Raw genomic sequence first — 22,534 nt, forward strand, 5'->3', positions numbered from 1 at the left:
CAGCGACGGTCCTGCCTCAAGTCGCACTATGTCGATCCGTCGACCGCGGATCCGATAAGCGCCAGCCCGACAGATCGGACAATGTCGATCCTCTCGGATGGCGTCGACGTGATCGCATGCCGCGCTGTGGACGACCACCAGCTCGGCCGAGCGGCATCGATACTCAACCATTGTCGTTCACCGTTGAGATCGACGTTGCGTGGACCATGCCGTACATCCGACAGTACTGGCCCGCCGTGGGTCCGAAGTCGCCCAACTCGATGATCGCTGTTGGTCATCCACAGTGCGGGCAACTACTGCCTCGAGAGCCAGTTTCTTCGCGATTCGGCTTGTACTGTTGACTGCCTGTATCCCGGGTCATTGTCCTGAGCCGAGATAGGCATCAACCGCGTGTTCCAGCACGCGGTTTCTCGAAGAACTATCCCCGAGCGTGATTCCTGTCTCCATCTAGACCTTCTACGGCATAAAATACAAATTTCTTTTACCCTTTTAACTTGTAATATCGGCTGATTTAATCGCTATTCAACAGGTCAGAAACAGGTACTCGCATTTTCACGGAGCGAACCGCTAACGTGGTGGGTGAGTAAGCGAGGAAATCACTGGCTCTGTCTCGAAAGTGTCAAAATTCCGTATCCAGAGACGCCGAAGGCGAGGGCGGCGATACCGGCGATAAGAAGAGTATCGGCGTAGCCGACGACCGAGGCGATAGCGATGAACACTGGCGGGCCGAGGGTCGTCCCGAACTGCAGAACACTCGTTCGGATACTCATAACTCCACCGCGGAACGCATCGGGTGCGAGCCTATTCAACGCCGTATCGGTAATTGGTTCCGCGAACCCCTGACCGATACCGAAAAGGAACAGAGCACCGACCAGAACCGGGATAGAACTGGTGATCGCAGCAAGTGACATACCGACACCGTAGGTCACGAATCCGAGCGTGATGAGCCGCGGCGGCGAGAGATGGCGAATGAGACGGGACGACTGCGAGGATGTTATCCCCATCGTTACCGCCGGGAGCCCGAGCAAGAGTCCAATCGCACCTGAAGAGAGGCCGTAGGACTCATCAAGAATGAACGGTACAACTGTGAGCTGTGCGCCATAGAGGATGAAGAAAATGCCGAAGATGGCGACGTACAACCCGAGGGCTGCCCATGTTGGCACCGCTCGAACTGCGTTAGTGATGTACGAGATTCCGGTCGAGTTCACACTACTCGCAGGTTCGGTGAGAACTGCAGAGCCAACGACGGCGACGACGATTCCGATTCCGAAGCAGACGAACGGGACGGTCCACGAGAGTTGCGCAAGGCCACCGCCGAGGAGGGGATAGCCCGCTGCACCGATGGCGATGATCGCTGCGTTGAGACCGATAAGCTGACTCTGTTGTTCTCCCGAAAACAGGTCACCGAGCAACGTCACGGTGAGACTCATGATGGCACTTCCGGCTGTTCCCTGCACGACGCGGAGACCGAGAATCGTCGTGAATCCGTCGACAAATACGACTGCGCTGCCACTTACGCCAAACAAGAACAGCGAAGGGACCAGCACGCGCTTTCGACCAATCCGGTCAGCGATGAGGCCGACGAAGGGCGTGAATACGACGCCGGGCAAGGTAAATGCCGAGATGAGGAGACTCGCTTGACTCGGCGAAATATTCCACGCTGCCTGAATCGTCGGTAGTGCTGGACTGATGAGAGAGACGCCCATCACACTTACGAGCGTACTCGCAAAGATCACGAGGACCGTCCGTGATCGCTGAGTATCTGTACGGGAGCTAGAGAGGCGAAATCTCATAGATAGTATCCCTAGAAAGTCGTGCGTCTAAATACCACCGAATAGCGATACAGGGTCCGTTATCGTAGAACGAGGATACCGCTGGACAGGCAGTCGGTTCGACCTCGAGTGGGCAGTCTGATACGCCTCGGGCGTCCGGTTGATGTCGTTATCAGTGTGGGCGCAGCCACTGATTTAATGGTCGTGTCCACCCGCTGCCGGCGCGTCGATACCGTCATAGAACGGGAGTTCCGGGTGCGGTACGTGGATTCCGACGCTCATTAACCCGTGTGCCAGCAGGACGTACCCTAGGATGACGAATGCGAACCCGAGCAGGCGGTGCACCCGCCGGCGGTGGACGACGTCGACGGCCTCGATAACTGTCCCGTAGGCGAAGACCGCGGGAATCGTTCCGATACCGAGGGCCGCAAGTGCGACCGCCCCGCCGGTCGGCGATCCGATCGCGAACGCGTAGAGGTACGCCGGGTAGAGCACCGGACACGGTAACAGACCGTGTAGTGCCCCCAGTCCGACGATCCCAGGTCCGCTCGCGAGCCGGTCGACGTGACCCGTCAACCGACCAGTGAGCCGCTCGAGCCCCGGCAAGTGAACGCCGCCGGTTGTCCGACCGAGCAGGTAGTATACGCCGGTCGCGACGACGAAACCGCCGACGACGATTCCGATCCCGCCACGGACTACGTCGACGATCGGCGTCAACTGGTCAGTCGTCAGGACGACAGCGGCTCCAAGCGTCCCGAATGCCGCTCCTAGTACGGTATAACTAGCGGCCCGTCCGAGGTTGAACAACGCGTGCTGAGTCACCTCGTGGACCGTAAGGTGACCGCGCTGCCCGCTCGCCGATCCGGTCGCCGTTTCGGTCCCTCCGTCGGTCGCGGGCTCGGTCATCCGACTCGAGTAAAGTGTCACAAGCGGCCCGCACATCCCGATGCAGTGGGCGCCTGCGAGGAGTCCGATGACGACGAAGAGAGCGACGTCGGTGCCAAAGAGCGTGAGGGGATCCATCGTGTCTCGTATCTCGATCGTTCGAAGACGACCTTGTCTCTATCTATACACCTATGGATGTTGTGCGTTTCGGCTTCACCGCTGGCCATCGCCCATGATCATCGACCGGCAGTGGCTACGACCATTTCCGGAACTGTGTCGTTTCGGCGGCGACTGCGACTGAGCCGACCACCCCGACCGCGACGGCCCCGAACTGAAGTAGTGTAGTAAACACCGAGTCGTCGCTGTCACTACTGTGGTCTGTTTCATCGTGATCGTGAGTGCCAGCGTCGGATTCCACGTGAGCGTCGACTGTCTGGGCGACGAACTCGTCGTTAGGCTCACCGGTGATGCGGAGCTCCCAGTCACCGTCCGATGGCAGCGTCTGAACGTCGCATAGGTGCCGTCTTCGGTCTCGGCGAGCTCGACCTGGAACCTGTCACCGGCCTCACTCTCGGCAAGCAACCGGACGGTCCGTTCTGACTCGAGGTAGTCGTCGCCGTCTGTGAACGCGGCCTCGAAGACGACCGGTTTCCCTTGCTGGAGGCGGAGTCGCTCATCGTTCGCGTCACGGTCGGCGGGCGTCGCCATCAGTTCGATATCAACGTCGCCCTCGCGCTCGATAGTCGCCGTTCCGGGACCGTCGTCACCGCCGACAACGGCTGCCGTCGGGACAGAGGTGAGTAGTCCCGAGAGGAGGACGACCAGGACGAGGATCGCAACCTCGAATCGAACAGCGCGGGTGAAGGCGGTGATCGCGCCGTCGTCGGGCTGACCGCCGTCGTCGCGGATCCGCGTCCCGGCGCCGCCCAGCACTCTGCCGACGAATCCGTCGCAATCCGCGTCGTCGGGCGACTCGAGTCGCCGGAGGAGGACGATCCTGGTGAATCCTCCCAGGCCGAGCCCTAGCAGGACCAGCAGCGTCTTCGGCGAGAGGGTGGCGCCGTAGACGCTCTCGCCGAGCGCCGCGAGGGACGGGACGTGCCAGGAGGCGAGACCGAGCCCCGTCGCGACCGCGAGGGTCACGCCGGCGAGCGCCAGCAGCGAGTAACGTCAGATCGCACTCGCGGCAACGGTCGTTCGGTCGGCGGGTGCCGTCTCACGGAGCAGGAGCGGGACGACCAGGGCGAGGACGACTAGGCCGCCGACCCACAGCCCCGCGCTGGCGACGTGCGCGAAGTCAAGGATCGCCCCCTGCAGGCGATTGATCGCAGTGGCCGAGTGGCTACTCCAGCTGACGGCCGCACCGACCCCGATCGCTCCGACCAGCGAGCCGCCGAGCCAGATGCGTCGAGGAATGCCACCGGCGACGACGGCCCCAAAGAGGGCCAGCACGGCGGCAGCGAGGCCGAGCTGAACCAGCCACGCTCGGCTGAGGGGCATGCCGGCGAACTCGAGGACAGTCGCCGTCGAGAGCGATCCCACCGCCGTTGCTCGAGCGACCCGAGTGCGGAGACGGAGACGAACAGCAACGCACTTGCAACGGTGAGCAGCCGCTTCAGTCGTCGGTCGACCGACCGCATCGACGAGCCGACACGATCGGCAATCGGGTAGACGGCGACTCCGGCCGTAATTGGACCACCGACGAGACCGACGAGCGCGACCAGCAATAGTCCCTTGGCGGCGGTCTCACCGGGCGGTACGCCTTCGTCTGGCTCGTCGTCCGCGTATGCCTCGAGGACGGCATCCCGGTCGAGCGGTTCGTCGCCGACGCTGAAGACGAACGACCCAGTCACCGTATGGCCGTCGTCGGCAAGAATCTCCCACTTTACGCTGTACATCCCCTCGGCCGCTTCGCCGTCGGTGGCACTCTCGAGGGGCGTGCGTACGAGCTGAGGGTCGTCGGAGTCAACCGTGGCGTCGCTGCTGACATCATCGCCGTCAGGACCGCTGACGGTGACATCGGCGGTTTGAACTCCATCGCCGGAGAAGGTGAGCGTTACCTCTTGGGGAAGTGCCTCGACCTGTTCGCCGTTGGCGGGATCTGAATCGCTCAGGTAGGCGTGGGCCGCAACCGGCGTCGCAACGCTCGCCAAGACGACGACTACGACCGCGAGTATTGCGAATAGCCACAGCCGGCATCGACTCGCAAAAGCGTGTTCGAGCGATTCGTCCCAACTCATGCTATTCGGGGACGTACTGGACGGTGTCGACGTCGTCCTCGACAGGAACGTACTCGATCAGCTCACGGTCCGCCATGTCGATCACCGCGACGGTGCCGTCGGCGCTTGCGGGCGTGAAGAAGTAGCCGTCGCCCGAGACGCCGGACCGGTGGAGGCTATGCGTGTTTTCTGGGCGTTCGATCTCGCCTGCGTCGATTCGATCGACTACCTCAAGTTCGTCAACGTCGACGACGGTCGCGTCGGGACTCATCGTGTTTGCGGTGAATCCGTATAGCGTACCGTCAGCTTCGTAGTACTCGAGGGCGTCGGGGCCGCCCTCGACGCCGACGGTGCCAACTTCATCGCTGTCCTCGCTCGTCGCGTCGAGGAAGCGAATCTCCTCCTCTCCGATGTTCCCCAGCAGTTGCTCGTCGGGCGTGAGATACATCCCGCCAGCGAGATCGAGTTCGTCGACGACCTCGTTGGACTCGATGTCGACCACGGCGGTCGTGCCGACACCGCCCGAGCGCTCGAAATAGGCAAGGCTGGCCTGCGGGCTATAGCCCTTGTAGTGGGTGCCGCCCTCGTCGCCGAGTTCGATGGAGTCGATTCGTTCGTAGGCGTCCATGTCGATGACGTGCGCCGCTGGGTCGTTGACGTTCGTCGCATACCCCGTCGAGCCGAAGTCTTCGTGATAGAGAAGCTTGCCGTGACCCTCGGCGCCGAGGCCGGCTTCGACGGTCTCGACGACCTCGTGGTCCGTCGTATCGATGACATAGAACGTTCCCTCGGCGTCTGAGTGAGCCCACATCTCCTCGTCGTTCGGGTGGTACATGTGGGTACCGGCGGGGCCCATCGGGACCTCGGCAGTAATCTCACGGGTCTCGATATGGATCACAAGTACTTGGGAGGCCGATGTCTCGATGACGAAGAGCTGGCTCCCATCGTTCGTCACGACCGCGTCACCGTGTGCGTAGCCCTCGACGCCGTCGGTGATCTCGTCGACAACCTCGCCCTCGCCCGGATCGATCAGGCCGATCGTCTCCGGGTCGAACGCGTAGGAGAGTCCGGCACTCCCCTCAGTGTCGGTTCCATTCTCGCTGTTCTCTCCATTCTCTTCAGTCTCATCCTCGTCGCCGCCGAGACAGCCATCGAGGCCGATCGCGAGGCCGCCGCTCAGTACCTGTACGAACTGTCGTCGGTCGGTGGCTCGGTCCATATCGGGGAGACTGCCTAGGTAATCGCGATTGTGGTATGATTTTCGAACCTAGTTCAGTCAGTCGTCGAGCTCCGATCACGAACGTTAGTTCATCAAATAATTCATCTATTTAATCACTTTCGCACCTATTCGACCGATGGGAGACGGAGTAAATTCACTGCTGGATCCCCCGAATCCGATCGACGGTAACCTCAACAAGTCGGATAAAATTGACTGTATCCGGTACGACATCAATAGTACCCCCATTTTCGAGAATGGCACGCTCTGTCGGGCCTCCAATCGCACCGACCACTGTTTCCTCTAACTCATGTTGTAGTGCAGCGACAGCGTCATGTTCGGACGCAATCTGGAAGAAATGATCGACTGTCTTCGGCGATGTAAACAGGATACCATCCAATTCACCGTCTATAGCGTGTGAAAGCGAGTGACCAGCAGTCTCTGGTCGTCGCAGGCGATACAAGTGCGTTTCGTGAACGACTGCACCCGCTGCGTTTAGCCCCTCAATCAATACGTTGCTGCCGTGCGCACTTCGTGCGAGTTCGATGGTTTTTCCGTCGATATCAGCAGATAACTCGTCGACGAGGCCTGTAGACGAGAACGACGATGGAACGACACCGACCGAATATCCGTGGTTGCGTAACGCAGTCGCAGTCTGATCCCCCACGGCACAAACTATGGTTTCCCGTTGTTCCCATCCGTCTGCAGCAGCCAGGTCAACACCGGTTTTGCTCGTGAAAATACAGTAATCTGCGTGCCATGGGCTCTGACCGGTCGGTTCTATCGTAAGCATCGGATCTGGGACCGGCGATACATTGAGTGACCGGAGATACTTGACCGCTTCGACGATTCGGTTGTCGTCTGGACGGAGGACAGCTACTGTTGGCTGGGTCATACTAGTAGGTTAGCTAATGTCGAACTTGTGTGTATCGAGAATGAACTCCCAGTCTTGACGATTCAACCGCACTCCTGCTAAAAATGAGCCGTCTCCTCTGACAGATAGTAGTAGACTTTAAGACAGATACGATCGGCATCTGAACCGTATGAATTCTTCCGACAATGTCCTAGAGTTCTCTCCAGAGGAGCGGTTCCAAATGATAAACGAGGCAACGAATCGTATCTGGGATCACTTAGAGAATCTACCGGATCAGCCAGCTACTGATACCGAGAAAAGTGATGAATTGGCGAAACAGATCTGCAGTTGCAGACTTGATTTCGAATTCGGTCAATAGATACATCGGCGCTTGGCTAACTGCACCGGCACTATCCCGTATCGAAGCGAACGTAATAGAGTGGTTCTGTGAGATTATCGGCTACCCAGAAGAGGCGTTCGGACTCCTTACGACAGGAGGCTCAATAGCCAATCTCATAGCGACAATCACTGCCCGACACGAAAGCCTGTCAGAGGTGTTTCTTGACGGCACTATTTATACAAGCGATCAGTCCCACCACTCGGTAGCCAAAGCCGCAGTATTAGCCGGACTTCCCGCAGAAAACGTCCGTTCAGTCTCAACCGATGAAGAGTATCGAATTGAAGTAGATACCCTCGAAGAGATGATAGAGGAGGACCGAGCTGCTGGAAAACGCCCGTTTCTCGTCGTCGGTAGCGCAGGGACGACTAATACAGGAGCAGTCGATGATCTCGACGCGCTTGCAGAGGTCTGTAATCGGGAGGACATGTAGATTCACGCTGATGGAGCTACGGCGGCTTCTTTACGCTTACCGAGAAGGGGCGCGAGCAACTGGCAGGAATTGAACGATGCGATTCGGTTACCTTAGACCCTCACAAAGGGCTATTTCTTCCTTACGGCACTGGTGCGTTATTGGTTCGGGACGAGCAGTCGTTGACTCACACTCACGCAATCGATGCGGACTATATTCCAGATTGGGATCCTGACTCCGCGTTCGTTGATTTCAGCTATCTCAGTCCAGAGCTCAGCCGTGATTTCCGTGGGCTGTGTGTCTGGTTACCGTTGAAAATGCACGGTATCGAGCCGTTCCGGATGAATCTCGGGGAGAAACTCGAACTCGCGCGCATAGCTACGGCCAAGATCAAAAACATCGATCACGTTCGCGTAGTAGCAGAGCCACAACTTTCTACACTTGCATTCCGTCTCAATCCGCCAGGCGTGGAGGGAGAAGAACTCGATAAACTCAATCAGGAACTACTTAAAGCGATAATCGTCGACAAGGCTGCCTCCCACGTGAACTTTCTCTATCTACATATCGATCCCGCCGAGATAACACGGGACTCACAGCGACAGTCCATATAGGGATAGTGAAAACCGGATGAGTCGCTGAAGTGTCTCTCCCCGAAACCTGCTCGAGGGAATATTCGCAACACTATTCCGGTATGATGGGTAGAGACCCTGAATCGAACGGTGATAGCGATCGAAGTGAGGTAATCCCATCGGACGCTGACTGTGCAGTTATCGATCCGTGAACGCACTCGCAACTAACAGCGGGAACACGAGCGTTGCTTCGGCCTCGACTTGCGTGTAGTTCGTTTGCTCGTCTTTGATCTTCCCCCACGACACCGCTTCGTTCGGTGGCGCTCCCGAGAGAGACCCGTCTCCTTCCATCCCCGTAGAAATATAGACGACGTAGTCTGCACCGCCGCGAAACAGATTCGTCATGATCGCGTGGTGTTTTGGCACACCGCCACCGACAGCTATCAACCCTGTCGTATCTGCGAGCAAACCGTCCTCGATGAGCGAGTCGTAGTCGTCTAGGATTTCGATCCCAACCTCCGAATCGTATCCTTGTCGGTAATAATAGAGAAAGTTACCGACTTCTGAGTCTGTCAGTGCCGGGCAGTAGACGGGGATATCGTTGTCCGCGGCCTGTTTCAAGACGGAATCTTCGTCGTCAAGCGTCTCTCCCAGCTCTCGTGCGAATGCTGTCGGCGTGCGCACTTTGTCGTCCGTGAAAAAGTCGTCGAAAAAATCGTAGAGGTACTCCTCAAGCCACACGTACCGATCAGACGGAACGAAAATATTTCCGAGTCGGTTGATGCCGCGGTCGCGAAGTCTTGCCTCGTCGGCGTCCCACTCACCAATCTTGAATGGTTTTGCGGTCTTAATTACGTCTTCCGTCAACGACCCAGACGTAGTGATGAGCACGTCGATATACCCTTCGCGGACCAGATACGCGACGACTTCACGTAATCCGGAAGAGATGATATTCGAGGTGAACGTGAGGTAGATGGTTGCGTTCTCCTTTTGCATTCGGTCGGCGATATCGACGGCTTCGGCCAATTGTGTCGCTTGAAATCCCGTTGTTTCATAAGCCGCAATAAGGTCGTGAAAGTCGAACTCCCCATGGAAATCATATCCTCGGACGTCTGCCGTGGTTAGTTCGTCGTCACTACCCGGAACAACATGTTCGTGCGATTCGTCTTCCTCCATACGATTCCGTAGCGCGACGACTGATTTGAATGTCTCGAGATGAATCGCTCGCTATTCATTACTAGCGGGAATGTTGGTTAACCTACCAATGGAGGTAATGGTGGGGATAGGAGTAACGGCTGTGTGGCACAACCATCGGTACACCTGTTCAACTGCGAGAGCGGAACGTTTCACATGAGAGAACAGGTCGTGTCGTAGACCAGCAAATATCCAACCGCAGTACTGGAAGCCGCGCCCTTCAGGGCGCGGTGGATATCACCCAATGGTTCCACTCGTGATCAGTAGAAGTATAATTCCAGCTACTAACACCAGTGTTAGCCATCCAAAAAATATTATCGCGGCTTGCCGGCCTGTGACCTGGTCACCGTTAAGGATTTCGTCAAGCTCCATATGCAGTAGTACTCGTCTGGTCGAGATAAATCGTTTGATCTGGTCTGTTCTCTAACTCTATCACGATTCGTTTGACTTGATTTTCCGGAGTTTCTCGAGGAGTTCGCCGGTCGAACTGCCATCGTCGAACGTTATTTTTCCTCGATACTCGTTCGGCTGGTTGTCCGACTCCGATTCAATCTCAGAGATCGCTCGTTCGTGACGCTCGTACTCACGCTGGTCATAGTCACCTATTCCCATGTAAATCCGAAGTTCGCGAGGATTCGTAATCAAGGTATCGGTCACCTCCGGAATAGCGGTATAGACGCTCTAGCAAGCTTCCACTAACATCATATTTAGTAGTACAGTATAATGGGACACAGTCATTTCGCGTTCGATTCCATCCCTATCTATTACAAACGCACGTCTGTAATAGACTCATCCATATACTTTATTCTGTGAATACATGTGAGTACCCTATGGGGGGGGGTGGACTCAACTATCATTGGAGGAGTCAACCCAAAATTCTCTTAGGACATAATAGTACACACATCATGGACAATTTTGACGTACTCTATAAGTTGCTGAAGAAAGTATCCTTGCGGATCGTGAAATCAGAGATTCTACAGCGAGCCTTCCAAACGAAGTCATTATCGGAGTTGTCGCTCGCTCCGGTGAATTTGTGACACCTCGCGGAACGACCGTAATCAGACCGGGCGATCACGTCATTTTGTTCGTTGATACAGATGTACTCGAGGAAGTCATTGGGATTATTTAGCGCGAAATCAACACAGCTTATAGGCCGCAACTGCCAGTACGTACGTATGGCAGACCTCAATCCGACTGCGAAACGAATACACCAGATCAGTCCCGATCCTGTCGAGTTGACGCTTGACGACGGAACGACGGCCATATTTCATATTTCCGGGGCCGAATTCTTTCAGCAGGAATTTCAGGCGGAAGGTGTTTGCGAGGACGATGACGCGGACTATCGATTCATCACGAGCACGGATAACGAATCGGTTCTGGTCGGACGAAAAGGAGTAAACGAATCGGCGTGGACGATGATCGGGACGATAGTTGAAGTCAACAGAGACAGATTGTAATTACCTGTTCGCTACGAATCATACTGCGCTCCCGCTCGCTACGTATCGCAATGTGAGGTAGAATTCTCGTTCTAGTCGGTTCTTCGCCGACCTAACTGCCGTCAGTACGGTTGACGACGGTTAGCAGTTCTCCTGGAATACAACGTGTTCGTCCGGTAGTATATAATAGTCCGGCTTTTCCAAACAATGCCGGTGACGGATTTAGAGTTTCAAAATTACATTCATATCACTGTAATAGAAATCCATCATCTCGTTCCGAAAACAGGAGTGCATATAATGATACAGCATACTCGGATTATTTGCTGAAGCTAGTGATATATCTGACTACTTAGCGATAATCGTCCAAGTATGAATCGCTGATTTCGGTCTCGAGGTCGTCGACGTATTCCATCAGGATCTCCGGCAACTCGGTGGTGTACCGTTCGTCTGTGAATCGATACTTCGGGCCGATGATGGCGATTGCACCGAGAACACTCCCATCAGGACCTGTCACACGTCGCCCGACTTCTCTGAGACCGTCGACGTACTCTTCATCGGCGAATGCAACACCTCGATCGCGAGTCTGCTCGAGTTCCCGGAAGAGTTCGTTCCGATCTATGATGGTGTGTTCCGTCTGTCGAAGGAGTCCCCAGTCGTCCAGTACTGCCTCAACGCGCTCGTCGGAGAACTCAGCGAGAATTGCCTTGCCGGTGGCGACGCTGTGGAGATAGTAGTAGATCCCGGCGGAGGTCGGGGCATCGGAGATGTGTCGTTCCTTGGATGAGAACTGACTATCTGGATGAAACGATTCGTGGACGAGAATGCCGCGATTATCGTTCTCGACGACGAATTCAACCTCTTCGTCGATCCGATCGGAAAGCTCTGTTACGGTCTGCTTCGCCAGCGTATACGCCGTCTTGCGTGACCGCGCGTATTCACCGTGATTGAGGAACCGTAATCCGATGTGATAGACCGCTCCCTCTTTCGTGAGATACCCCTCTTCGAGAAGGGTCTGAAGGTGGAGGTGAATCGTACTTCTCGCGATCTCTAATTCACCGGTCAATTCATCGAGTGTTGCACCCCCCAATTTCTGGATTGTATTGATTACGACCAGTGATCGTTCTGTTGTTTTCGCCGTCTGTTTGGCCATACCTCTCCGTATCAGTTACATCGGTATAAAGATTCGCTCCAATCGGATTATTAAGTACTACTGTCGCTCCTATCAGAAATTTGTATGCGGCACACAGTTAGCGGAGGTGGTCTCGTAGGATTCGATAGCGATACGATCCGTTGTATCCTCTCGACCACTTCTCCAAGTACGGTCGACTTTCACAGAATAACCCGAACAACTCCAGAGAGAACCGGTTGTCGATCTCGTCTTCGACACCCTCGTACAGTACTCGTGATTTTATGTAGGGTCCTCTCGTCGGGTGATCCAGACACTCCGTTTGTAGATACGCTCGCACTATGTCGTCGGTTTCCGCGATGTCGAACGTCTGTAACTGGGATGGGACTTTGGTCATGGTGATCGAGGTGACTCTAGCGGTTACCGGGGTGCGTATAGATAGCTTAGTCCGGATGAACCATAATGATGTTGCTGTGGCCACATCGGCTCCGGATCGATGCACATCCTGTCCTCGTTTCGGGAACGAGGACGGTTACAATAGGTTGCTTCCGGTGATGTACTCTCTTCGGATTCCGACTCAGTAGGAATCGGCTGACCCCGCATATACTGGGACCTCATACGGTTACATGTACTATGAATGATCGCGCTGAAGGACCTCGACCAGCGATATCGCGCCGTGAGCTCTGCATCGCAGCCGGTGGCACGGGTATCTCAGCTCTCGCAGGCTGTTCGACTGAGAAGACGAATCCACCCCAAGCCAAGAATGTGACGACGATAACGGACCACTCGTCGCCAGACCTCGAGAAGTGGGTCGATGAGGTCCCCCGACCGGGTGTCGCGAAACCGTCCGGAACGAAGGACGGGCACCCCCGCTACGAGATAGCGATGCGCGAGATCGAGCAGAAGCTACACCGCGACCTCCCAGCGACGACCGTCTGGAGCTATGACGGGCAGTTCCCAGGCCCAACGATCGAAGCCGAGCAGGGCGAACCGATCTATGTCCGCTGGACGAACGACCTCCCGGACGAGCATCTCCTGCCCGAAGACACGACGATTCACAGCGACATCATTCCGTACGATACGCCGGGTGTACGGACCGTAACGCATCTCCACGGTGGAAACGTCGAGTCCGAGAGCGACGGTCACGCGCAGGCGTGGTTCACTCGAGACTTTCAGAAGACGGGCCCTGAGTTCGAGAAGAAAGACTACTACTACGTAAACGACCAGCCGCCGGCGACGCTGTGGTATCACGACCACTCACTCGGCATTACGCGATTAAACGTCTACGCGGGCCTCGCGGGGTTCTATCTCTTGCGGAGTGACCACAAACGAAGCCTCGGTCTGCCCGAGGGCGAGTACGAAATCCCGCTCGTCCTTCAGGATCGGAGTTTCGAGGAGGACGGATCGCTGTTCTATCCGACGGCCATTTCGGACGAGCAAGGCGGCAGCGACGAATCGTATCCCGATCCGAGTATCGTTCCGCAGTTCTATGGGGACACGTCCGTCGTCAACGGGAAGGCCTGGCCGCGCCTCTCCGTCGAACCCAGATCGTATCGGTTCCGGCTCCTCAACGGGTCGAATAGCCGATACTATACCCTCAAACTCCGCCAGTATGACGAGTCGTCGGGCGAGACTGGTGGGGATGGACCGTCGTTCGTCCAGATCGGGAACGACGGCGGCCTCCTCTCGACGCCGGTCGAGATCAGCGATCGCCTCGAGCTCGGTGCTGGCCAGCGCGCCGACGTCGTCGTCGACTTCTCCGAATACGCCGGCGAGACGCTGCTGCTCCACAACAACGCGCCCGCTCAGTATCGTGGCAGGACGGGTTTGGAGGACGACGACATCGTTTCGCTCCCCGAGATCATGCTCGTGGACGTGAACGAGGCCGGAGATTCACAGGATGCTACTGAGCTCCCCGACGAACTCACTCGTGTTCCCGACATCCCCGTCGATTCGGTTGACAACGAGCGATATCTCACGCTCAACGGCGGTACGGCCGATGACTACGGCCGGCTGCTCCACTTGCTCGGAACGGCTGAAGAACCGGACGGCCTCAAGATCGACGCCCCCGTGACCGAGGAACCTGTGCTCGGTGACACCGAAATCTGGAGTTTCGCCAACCGAAGTGGGATGTCCCATCCGATGCACCTCCACCTCGTACACTTCCAGATGCTGGGCCGACAGCCGATCGGGGACTACGATCCAGCCGAGGATGAGATCGACCTCGACGTGCTCGAGGCGCCCGAGCCGTACGAACGAGGATGGAACGACGTGATCACCGTCGATCCCGGTGAAATAGTCCACGTGATTGTCCACTTCGGAGAGCATGACGGGCTGTTCAACGATCAGACGGGCACGTACATGTGGCACTGTCATATGCTCGAACATGAGGACCACGACATGATGCGCCCGCTCGAGGTTCGACCCCGCACAGACGATACTAGTACTCGTACTGAGTTGGACGCAAGGCGTCGGCCCGAATAGACGAAAGAGGCGACAGAAACGTCTCTCACCGTCGCCTCCAGAATCGAACCTGCTAACAGTGACTTGAGGCCACGAAGATACCCCGTCACTAGCGGAGGAAACGGCGTAATCGAGAACACTCTCGTCCTGCTTACTCCCGATTCCAGATCGTCGTAAGCTCACCGGCGACTTCCGGATTTCTGAGAGTGTCACTATCTGTGAGCGGTCGGTCGTTGACAATGTGCTCGAGGATTTTATACATCGTCTTTCCAGAGTAGGTTTCGGGTAGTTCGGGTGTAAACACAATGCTTGCTGGCCGGGCAAACTCACCGAGGTATTCAGCGACTGCATCCGCAACCGCGTCCCGAATGGCGGTCCGATCCTGCTGTCCTTGCTCAAGCGTCGCAAAGACGCAGAGCTCGGTCTCGCCGATAGTACGCTCAGCGACGGCAGCGGCTTCGGTAACGCCGTCAACGGTCGTTATTGCGGCCTCGAGTTCGGCCGTTCCGATGCGACGGTTGCCGATCGTAATAACGTTGTCGTCGCGGCCGATGATCGTCACGTATCCGTTGTCGTCGACGACGGCACGGTCGCCGGTGAAGTACCGCCAGGAATCCGCCCGTGGGTCCGAAAACGCCTGCCAGTATTCTGCGAGAGCCCAGTACCGGTCTCCCTCGAGCGGAACAAGCATCGACGGCCAGGGACGGTCAATCGTCAGATAGCCGGATTCGCCCGGCGGGAGCTCGCGGCCGTCTTCGTTGACGATCTGGATTTCGATTCCAGGTAACGGAGGTCCGACTGAACCGGGCTTTAACTCGTCGATCCCAGGACGGACCGAGATGAGGACACATCCAGTTTCGGTCTGCCACCACGTATCGACGATTGCGCACCGTTCCTCGCCGACGTTGGTGTAGTACCACTCCCAGGTGTCTGGACCGATCGGCTCACCGACGCTACCGAGCAGGCGCAACGACGAAAGGTCGTGGGACGAGGGAAACGACTCACCCCACTTCATGAACGTCCGGATTACTCCCGGCGTCGTATAGAAGACCTCCACACCGTTCCGTTCGATCATCTCCCACGGACGGTGGCGGTCCGGATAGCGGAGACTTCCCTCTGCGAGGACGACCGTCGCACCCGAGAGCAGTGGCCCGTAGACGACGTAGGAGTGACCGGTAATCCACCCAGCATCGGCCGTACACCAGATCGTGGTCCCCGGCGTGAGGTCGAATACGGTCTGGGCCGTCCACGCGACACCTGTGAGGTAGCCCCCGGTTGCGTGAGTCATCCGTTGCGGTTCGCCGGTCGTTCCTGATGTGTGGATGTGAAAGAGGGGGTCGGTTGCCTCCCGCAGCACTGGGGGCACGTTCGCACCGGTAAACGCCTCGACGAGATCGTCATAGTCGTATTGGTTCCCACCGAGGTGCATATCGTGACTCGAACCGAGTCGATCGACGACGATTGTCGGGACCGATTCCTCGATCGATGCCAGTGCCGTATCGGCTTTCCGCTTCTGATCGATCACGGTCTCCTCACGGAAGCTACCGTCACATGTGACGAGCGCGCGTGAGTCAACACGTTGCATCCGTTCAGCGAGCGCGTTGGGGGCGAACCCCGAAAAAACGACGTTATGGAGCGCACCGATACGAGCACAAGCGAGCATCGTGATCGGTAACTCGGGGAGTTTCGGCAGGTAGATCGTGACGACATCGTCTTCTTCGACGCCGAGATCACGGAGCGCGGCTGCGACAGCTGACACCTCGCGATAGAGATCATAGTACGTATAGGTCCGACGCTCGCCACGTTTCCCTTCCCACCGCAATGCGACCTGATTCTTCCGCTCCTCGAGATGGCGGTCGATGCAGTTTTCTGCGGCGTTCAAGCGCCCACCAACGAACCATCGGTAGAACGGCGCATTTTCCTTGTCCACGATGCGCTCGTAGGGCTCGCTCCACTCGAGCAACGATGCGGCGGTGTCCCAGCACGCCGGCCACGCGCGATCGGGGCAGTCACCATCGGTTGGCTCCGTCGCAGTCCCGTCGCGACCGAATGCTTGTGGAGTCCGAACCGTTCGGTTCTTGGAGGATAGATATACCGGTCTCTCTTCGGTCATAGATTTGTCTCTTAGACGTCCATCCCCCTGTAGATTCTGTTTGTTTGCCCACGGTACTGTGATTTATACATGTGGATAGGGAATACTAGCATAGTGGATCCAAATTGATCTCCGAGAACCAGTTATGGACAGCGACTAAAAGTTGTCAGTACGTGTTTGCCTCAAAGGCTCAACCTCGATACAGTGCGTGACAGAAGTTACTTCGTGGTCTCAGATCACCTGCTAGAGTTCTTCGTAGAGTTTCACTGCTGATGCCACTGACGCGTTTGAGTGTGCTATCAAGGAAAACGCCAATCTAATTCTAAAGGAAACAGCGAGAGTTCCACGGGTCACCTGACCCGTGGGTGAATCGCGTACGCTCGATTAATGTTCCGTCTCCTCGATGTACCGACGAACCACGTCCTCGGAAACAGCACCAGTCGTCCCAATGTAGTATCCATCCTTCCACATTCCACTTCCCCAGAAATACCGCTGTTTGATTTCTGGATGGCGTTTCAGAATCGTTCGGCCCGAGTAGCCCTTGAACTGCTTAGCAATCTCGGCAGGACTCCATTTCGGGTCAGCCTCCACGAACAAGTGAACGTGGTCAGTAGCAATCTCCATCGACACAATCTCGTGACCGAACCGTTCAGCAGTTCCTTGGAACAACTCCGCAAGTTCGTCTCGAACTAGCTCCAACATCCCGTGTCGATACTTCGGGCACCACACGAAATGATACTTACACAAACTAATCGAATGTGCATGACTCCTGTAATCTCCCATCCTGATCCCTACTTTTATCATCATTTGATTCGATAGTCAATGTATGGGTATCGAAGAAGTCACGAAGACCGCACGCACCCGGCTCTGCATAGAGTCTGGTGAGCGGTCGTGGCTCAAAGATGCCCGCTTCACCGCACGAGACATCTCCAACGGCACTCTCGAACTCAAGCAACAAGGCTACTCTCGCACTGAGATTCAGAAGAAAGTTGACCGCGATGACTTCCTGCGGAACAACAAGTGTGCAGTCGTCGGGAAAGCCCTGCAAGCGTGGGACTCCTATAAAGAACTCCTCAATTGGTGGCACGACCAAGACGACACCAACGCCGGGAAACCGTCGCCACCCGCCACGGACAAGAAGGGAGCATACCCACTCGTTATGGCGCACACCGAAGGTTATCGACTCACCTACAACGACGAGGACGACCGCGTTCAGTTCCGTGTGAGTCCGAAGCCGTACAAGAAGGTGAAAGGGCACCTTCGAGGGCGACCGGAAGACCTCAACCTCATCGAGTCGGCCTTCACGGATGACGAGTGGTCGTTGGGGCAGGCCGAACTTTTGTACCGAGATGGCGTGTACTACCTACATGTCACGGTCAAAACAGAGGTTGAAGTGCCTGAACCAGAAGACGCTGACACACTCGTCGGCGTAGATATTAATGAGCGCAACATCGCCCTCACCGCTCTTAATCGTGAGACGATGGACACTCTCGGAACACTCGTGCTTGACTACGGCTCGGTGAAAGCCGAACGCCAACGCTACCACACCATCACCAAACGCTGTCAAGAACACGGCCAACACTCCATCCACCACCAACTCGGGGAGAAAGAAGAACGCTACACCGAGTGGATTCTCCACCGAATGTCCCGAATCGTGGTGGAGTTCGCCCAACAGTTCTCGAACCCAGTCATCGTGTTCGAGGATATGGAAGGTATCCGCGACGAGATCAAATACGGTACATACATGAACCGTAGACTGCACAAACTACCGTTCCACAAGTTCGAGAAATTCGTCTCGTACAAGGCGACGTGGAACGAGATCCCCACGGACACGGTAGACAGTTACTACAACTCGAAGTCGTGTTCGTGCTGTGGACACCGTGGCTACCGCCAAGGTCGGCGGTTCCACTGTACGAATGATTCGTGCGAGGTTCAGCAAGACCACGCTGACCGAAACGCGAGCGTGAATGTGGCGTGGCGAGCGTGGGCGAAACACGCTGGCATAGACGTTGAATCGATTAATTACCGGACTCGCAAAACCCAACCATTTGTTCGGAAGGTGAGCCTGTCTGGGTCGGGGCGCTCTGTAAATCGCCCATCCTCATCCCGCGAAATCGCTTCGCGTGGAGTGCTTACGACGTAGGCTGAGGGAATTAGAAAAGCCACGGGTCACCCGACCCGTGGTCGTTTACGCTGTGAATCTAGGAATGAATTGTATCTCCATCTCGAGATTCAAACTTTATACTCCTGTATCTCCACTATTAAATAACAATGGTCTGGTCTGTTCGGCTCAGGGACGACGAGCATGAAACGAGGCAAACCGAATCCGATGCAACTATCTCTACATGTTCAGAGTGTGGGTCGAGTAGCGTAGTCCGACATTCTGATCAAGGTGAGCGAGTTTGTGAGGAGTGCGGTCTAGTGATTGAGGAAGCAATGGTTGATTCGGGGCCAGAATGGCGAGCATTTAATCACAAAGAGCGACAGGAGAAGTCGCGTGTCGGTGCCCCAACTACTCAGACAATGCACGACAAGGGGCTCACCACCAAAATCGACTGGAAAGATAAGGATGCATACGGCCGCTCGATTTCCTCGAAGAAGCGTTCGCAGATGAACCGGCTACGGAAATGGCAGAGCCGTATCCGGACGAAAGACGCCGGTGAGCGGAATCTCCAGTTCGCGCTCAGCGAGATCGACCGGATGGCCTCGGCACTGGGTGTCCCACGATCGGTTCGTGAGGTAACAAGTATGATTTACCGGCGAGCGCTTCAGGAAGATCTCATTCGCGGACGATCAATTGAGGGCGTTGCCACAGCTGCACTGTATGCTGGCTGTCGGCAAGAAGGTATTCCGCGCTCATTAGAAGAGATCACAGAGGTTTCGCGTATCGAACGAATAGAGGTAAGCCGTACCTACCGATACATCTCGAACGAGCTCGGTCTTGAACTGCTTCCTATCGATCCGAAGCAATACGTACCTCGCTTTAGCTCAAAACTGGACCTCCCACAGGAAGTCGAAGCTAAGGCCAATGAAATCATCGAAGAGACCGCTGATCCATTACTCTCTGGGAGAGGTCCATCGGGATTCGCTGCTGCCGCTATTTACGCTGCCGCCTTGCTTTGCAACGAAAAACGGACTCAGAAAGAAGTAGCAGATGTCGCCCAAGTCACCGAAGTGACAATTCGTAACCGGTATCAGGAGCAAATCGAGATGCTTGGCATACATTAATTGTACTTCCGAAGGTACTCACCCGCCGGGCTTAAGGCATACAATTACGAACAATTTACCATGTCGTCCATTGAGCTCACTCCGAGCCAGAAAAAGATTCTCCGCGCACTAACGAACCTTCACAAGGAGTCCGAGGGCGCCATCAAGGGCGAAGACATCGCCGAGCAAGTTGACCGGAACCCGGGAACAATACGCAACCAGATGCAGAGTCTCAAAGCGCTCCAACTGGTAGAGGGCGTTCCCGGGCCGAAGGGCGGCTACAAACCGACCGCTACAGCCTACCAGGCGCTCGATATCCAGCAATTGGACGACCCAGTCACTGTCGCCCTCGAGCACAAGGGGAACCTGGTCGAGGACGTCGTTGTCGAGGAAATTAACCTCTCGAGCGTCCACCATCCCGAACTCTGTCGCGCGGAGATTCATCTGCAGGGAACCATCAGTGACGTCGATGAGGGTGACCCAATCACCGTCGGCCCAACTCCTCTTTCGAAACTCGTTATTGATGGCCGCGTCGACGGTAAGGACGATACGAACAACATTCTCATCCTCAGAATTGAAGACATGATTGCTCCAGCCGAAAAACCCGAACACTGACCACACACCTTGCCGGTGTCTCGTTCATTTCCTACTCATTCAAATCCACATTGTGAACTCCAGGAGATCGTCGTCGGTTGGTCCACCGTAGACAGTCAAAGCTGGATCGGCTGCCTACGGAGTGAGTGTGAGGCCGTCTTCAGCGACGACCACGTCACCGTCGAAAACCGACTCGGCATCGCGTTGCATTGCGTCGAGGTCACGGTACGGCATGATGTGTGTGAGAACGAGCGTCTGTACGCCGGCGTCCTCTGCGATCTCACCGGCGTCTGTCGCATCGCAGTGATTGGCAGTCAACGTGGACCTGTCGAGTCCTTCTTCCCCTGCTGCGTGCTGTGGCCACACGAACTGTTCGTCCGCGTTCGGGACGCGGTCTTCGTCGACTGGCGCGGTGTTGCAGTCCTGAACGAGGATGTCTGCGTCGGCGGCGAACTCGGCGAGCGACGGGATCTTCCGCGTGTCGCCGGAGAAGACGATTGACGACCCTGTTTCGTGCTCCTCGAAGCGGTAGGCGTACGTCTCGATCGAGTGTTCGACTGGCAATGCGTCGATTTCCCAGCCGTCCATCTGGCGACTGAATCCGTCCGTCACGAGTTCGGTTTCGATATCGGAGATGCCGTCCGTCGGGTAGATATCCTTGCGGTACTCGATGTCTTCCGCGTAAACGTCGTACAGCGCGTCGACGAGCCGGTCGGTGCCGTCTGGACCGTACACCGTGAGCGATCCACGACCGGCCTCAGTCCAGCTTGTGAAGGCGAAGTGGAAGAACGACGCGTTGTGATCCATGTGATGATGGGTAAAAAACAGCGTCTCGATCTCACCCATATCGACGTCGGCGTCCATCAGGCCGTAGACCGTCTTGGGCCCACAGTCGATCATCACCGTGTCGTCTGCGACGTCAATCACGAGACTCGTGCCGCCACGTGCCGAGATTGGGACAGGGCTTCCAGTCCCGACGAGGGTAATTTCCATGGAAGGACGTAGCACGGCTGCGGCTTTGTATGTTCGTGCAGCAAACGAACGATATGAGGAGACGACGTTCGAATTCCAGTTCGAGAACCATGGGGCTACCAACCTGTCTGTACGGCTGGCGGGGCAGAGCAACGCTGAGTATAACGTCGTCGAAACGCTAGAAGCGATCATCGGTCGATACCGATACAGCACACTCAAATATCGACTTTGAACGCTCCTCGGCACATTACAAAACTCACAGGACGCTGATTAAATACAGAATATGCCTACAGAACCTCAAAACGCCGTCCTCGAACACCTAACATCGATCCAACAGTCCTTCACTCTGGACGAGAACATTCAGCAGTACGCGGAACTCCTCATTTCAGAACTCACGACGCAAGAACTGCAGATTCGATCCCCTGCTCGTACGGCTGCAGCATGCTTCCTCATTGCCTGTCGCTTGCGAGAGACTCCGGTTCGCGTGACCAGGATTGCCGACGCTTCCGATGCTACCAAATCAGAGATTCTCAACGAAAAGAAACGCATCTCGGACACGCTGGAGCTCGGAATACCGAATGATGATCCAACTGTGATCCTCGAAGAAGCGTGCGAGGACCTTTCGCTTTCTGATGACATCCAAACTCGTGCACAACAAATAGCAGACTTGGGTGCCGAAGCCGGAGTCACCAGTGGTGTCTCTCCATATACATACGCGGCAGCTGTACTCTACATCACAAGTTCAGCTGCCGACACCGACCTCTCCCAGACCGATATCGCCGACAAATTCGACGTATCGACAGCCACACTCCGAGACAGACGTGACGACCTACTCGACACAACCGGAAGCCACCTGTTCAAACTTCAATACCCGACAGCACCGCCCGAAGCCATCTCGCTCGTCGACGACCTGCTTCACCACGCACAAACCGCTAAATGGGCACAGGGCAAACGTCACATGGGCATCCTCGCTGGAGCATGGTTGTATACCGCGAACAAATATCAAATCGAAACTAGCGTATCAGAACTCGCGGCTCTCACTGGCGTGAGTGAATCAACGATCCGTGCTCGCTCTAAAGACTTTGACCAGCCGTTTTCATGATGACTACTAAATATTATGTACTATC

At 56.1% G+C, this 22,534-nt stretch carries 18 protein-coding genes and 4 pseudogenes; 10 read left to right on the forward strand and 12 right to left on the reverse strand.

All coding sequences use genetic code 11. The features are described 5' to 3' along the window. Nucleotides 1-596: 596 nt before the first annotated feature. The 5 genes and pseudogenes from FEJ81_RS19210 to FEJ81_RS19230 all read right to left on the reverse strand — a co-directional run bounded on the left by FEJ81_RS19210 (nt 597) and on the right by FEJ81_RS19230 (nt 6,987). The gene (locus FEJ81_RS19210) at nt 597-1,793 is read right to left on the reverse strand and encodes an MFS transporter (protein ID WP_138246902.1); all 1,197 of its coding nucleotides are present in this window, start codon (nt 1,791-1,793) and stop codon (nt 597-599) included. 174 nt (nt 1,794-1,967) lie between these two features. After that, complete coding sequence (locus tag FEJ81_RS19215; protein ID WP_138246903.1) at nt 1,968-2,795, reverse strand: sulfite exporter TauE/SafE family protein; 828 nt, start codon at nt 2,793-2,795, stop codon at nt 1,968-1,970. 115 nt (nt 2,796-2,910) lie between these two features. Next, nucleotides 2,911-4,897: pseudogene (locus tag FEJ81_RS19220) on the reverse strand (copper resistance CopC/CopD family protein). Nucleotide 4,898: 1 nt separating this feature from the next. Continuing rightward, entirely contained in the window at nt 4,899-6,095 is a 1,197-nt protein-coding gene (locus tag FEJ81_RS19225) for a YncE family protein (RefSeq protein ID WP_138246904.1), read from the reverse strand. A 154-nt stretch (nt 6,096-6,249) separates the two neighbouring features. Beyond that, nucleotides 6,250-6,987 carry a uroporphyrinogen-III synthase gene (locus FEJ81_RS19230; RefSeq protein ID WP_138246905.1) on the reverse strand — a complete coding sequence of 246 codons (738 nt, stop codon included), beginning with the start codon at nt 6,985-6,987 and terminating at the stop codon, nt 6,250-6,252. Nucleotides 6,988-7,268: 281 nt separating this feature from the next. On the opposite strand from FEJ81_RS19230, the gene FEJ81_RS24260 reads away from it, so the two are divergent. Both FEJ81_RS24260 and FEJ81_RS24265 read left to right on the forward strand, forming a co-directional pair. Continuing rightward, entirely contained in the window at nt 7,269-7,775 is a 507-nt protein-coding gene (locus FEJ81_RS24260) for a pyridoxal phosphate-dependent decarboxylase family protein (protein WP_267877940.1), read from the forward strand. Between the two features lie 29 nt (nt 7,776-7,804). After that, nucleotides 7,805-8,365 (forward strand): annotated as a pseudogene (locus FEJ81_RS24265) (pyridoxal-dependent decarboxylase); the annotation flags it as partial. A gap of 156 nt (nt 8,366-8,521) precedes the next feature. On the opposite strand, the gene FEJ81_RS19240 reads toward FEJ81_RS24265, so the two are convergent. Then, nucleotides 8,522-9,499, reverse strand: coding sequence for a deoxyhypusine synthase (locus FEJ81_RS19240; protein ID WP_138246906.1), 978 nt, complete (start codon nt 9,497-9,499; stop codon nt 8,522-8,524). Between the two features lie 99 nt (nt 9,500-9,598). On the opposite strand from FEJ81_RS19240, the pseudogene FEJ81_RS24435 reads away from it, so the two are divergent. Then, nucleotides 9,599-9,697 (forward strand): annotated as a pseudogene (locus tag FEJ81_RS24435) (RNA-guided endonuclease TnpB family protein); the annotation flags it as partial. A gap of 57 nt (nt 9,698-9,754) precedes the next feature. Here FEJ81_RS24435 and FEJ81_RS24270 read toward each other — a convergent pair. Then, a complete protein-coding gene (locus FEJ81_RS24270; RefSeq protein WP_267877941.1) occupies nt 9,755-9,889 on the reverse strand; it encodes a hypothetical protein in 135 nt (44 codons plus the stop codon). Between the two features lie 60 nt (nt 9,890-9,949). Next, a complete protein-coding gene (locus FEJ81_RS23865) occupies nt 9,950-10,129 on the reverse strand; it encodes a DUF5786 family protein (protein WP_138246907.1) in 180 nt (59 codons plus the stop codon). A 331-nt stretch (nt 10,130-10,460) separates the two neighbouring features. Here FEJ81_RS23865 and FEJ81_RS19255 point away from each other — a divergent pair. Together FEJ81_RS19255 and FEJ81_RS19260 are read left to right on the forward strand one after the other, a co-directional pair. Further along, nucleotides 10,461-10,646: pseudogene (locus tag FEJ81_RS19255) on the forward strand (TrkA C-terminal domain-containing protein); the annotation flags it as partial. 46 nt (nt 10,647-10,692) lie between these two features. Beyond that, a complete protein-coding gene (locus FEJ81_RS19260) occupies nt 10,693-10,974 on the forward strand; it encodes a transcriptional regulator (RefSeq protein WP_138246908.1) in 282 nt (93 codons plus the stop codon). A gap of 328 nt (nt 10,975-11,302) precedes the next feature. On the opposite strand, the gene FEJ81_RS19265 is transcribed toward FEJ81_RS19260, so the two are convergent. Beyond that, nucleotides 11,303-12,103, reverse strand: coding sequence for an IclR family transcriptional regulator (locus tag FEJ81_RS19265; RefSeq protein WP_138246909.1), 801 nt, complete (start codon nt 12,101-12,103; stop codon nt 11,303-11,305). A gap of 609 nt (nt 12,104-12,712) precedes the next feature. Here FEJ81_RS19265 and FEJ81_RS19275 point away from each other — a divergent pair. Next, nucleotides 12,713-14,563 (forward strand): multicopper oxidase family protein, encoded by a 1,851-nt coding sequence (locus tag FEJ81_RS19275; protein WP_175416491.1) that lies wholly within the window; start codon nt 12,713-12,715, stop codon nt 14,561-14,563. A gap of 130 nt (nt 14,564-14,693) precedes the next feature. Here FEJ81_RS19275 and FEJ81_RS19280 read toward each other — a convergent pair whose 3' ends face one another. Continuing rightward, nucleotides 14,694-16,655 (reverse strand): acetate--CoA ligase, encoded by a 1,962-nt coding sequence (locus FEJ81_RS19280; protein ID WP_138246911.1) that lies wholly within the window; start codon nt 16,653-16,655, stop codon nt 14,694-14,696. 363 nt (nt 16,656-17,018) lie between these two features. Beyond that, entirely contained in the window at nt 17,019-17,417 is a 399-nt protein-coding gene (tnpA, locus tag FEJ81_RS19285) for an IS200/IS605 family transposase (protein ID WP_138246912.1), read from the reverse strand. Between the two features lie 43 nt (nt 17,418-17,460). Here tnpA and FEJ81_RS19290 point away from each other — a divergent pair, with 43 nt between their 5' ends. The 3 genes from FEJ81_RS19290 (at nt 17,461) to FEJ81_RS19300 (ending at nt 20,456) form a co-directional block, all read left to right on the forward strand. Beyond that, nucleotides 17,461-18,777, forward strand: coding sequence for an RNA-guided endonuclease TnpB family protein (locus tag FEJ81_RS19290; RefSeq protein ID WP_138246913.1), 1,317 nt, complete (start codon nt 17,461-17,463; stop codon nt 18,775-18,777). Between the two features lie 128 nt (nt 18,778-18,905). Further along, nucleotides 18,906-19,862 carry a transcription initiation factor IIB gene (locus tag FEJ81_RS19295; protein WP_138246914.1) on the forward strand — a complete coding sequence of 319 codons (957 nt, stop codon included), beginning with the start codon at nt 18,906-18,908 and terminating at the stop codon, nt 19,860-19,862. Between the two features lie 60 nt (nt 19,863-19,922). Further along, nucleotides 19,923-20,456: an Rrf2 family transcriptional regulator gene (locus tag FEJ81_RS19300; protein WP_138246915.1), complete on the forward strand. Its 534-nt coding sequence runs from the start codon at nt 19,923-19,925 to the stop codon at nt 20,454-20,456. Between the two features lie 114 nt (nt 20,457-20,570). On the opposite strand, the gene FEJ81_RS19305 is transcribed toward FEJ81_RS19300, so the two are convergent. After that, a complete protein-coding gene (locus FEJ81_RS19305) occupies nt 20,571-21,599 on the reverse strand; it encodes an MBL fold metallo-hydrolase (RefSeq protein ID WP_229504796.1) in 1,029 nt (342 codons plus the stop codon). Nucleotides 21,600-21,690: 91 nt separating this feature from the next. Here FEJ81_RS19305 and FEJ81_RS19310 point away from each other — a divergent pair, with 91 nt between their 5' ends. Beyond that, complete coding sequence (locus FEJ81_RS19310; RefSeq protein ID WP_138246916.1) at nt 21,691-22,509, forward strand: transcription initiation factor IIB family protein; 819 nt, start codon at nt 21,691-21,693, stop codon at nt 22,507-22,509. Nucleotides 22,510-22,534 lie beyond the last annotated feature (25 nt).

Source organism: Natrinema versiforme, assembly GCF_005576615.1.
GTDB classification, from domain to species: domain Archaea; phylum Halobacteriota; class Halobacteria; order Halobacteriales; family Natrialbaceae; genus Natrinema; species Natrinema versiforme_A.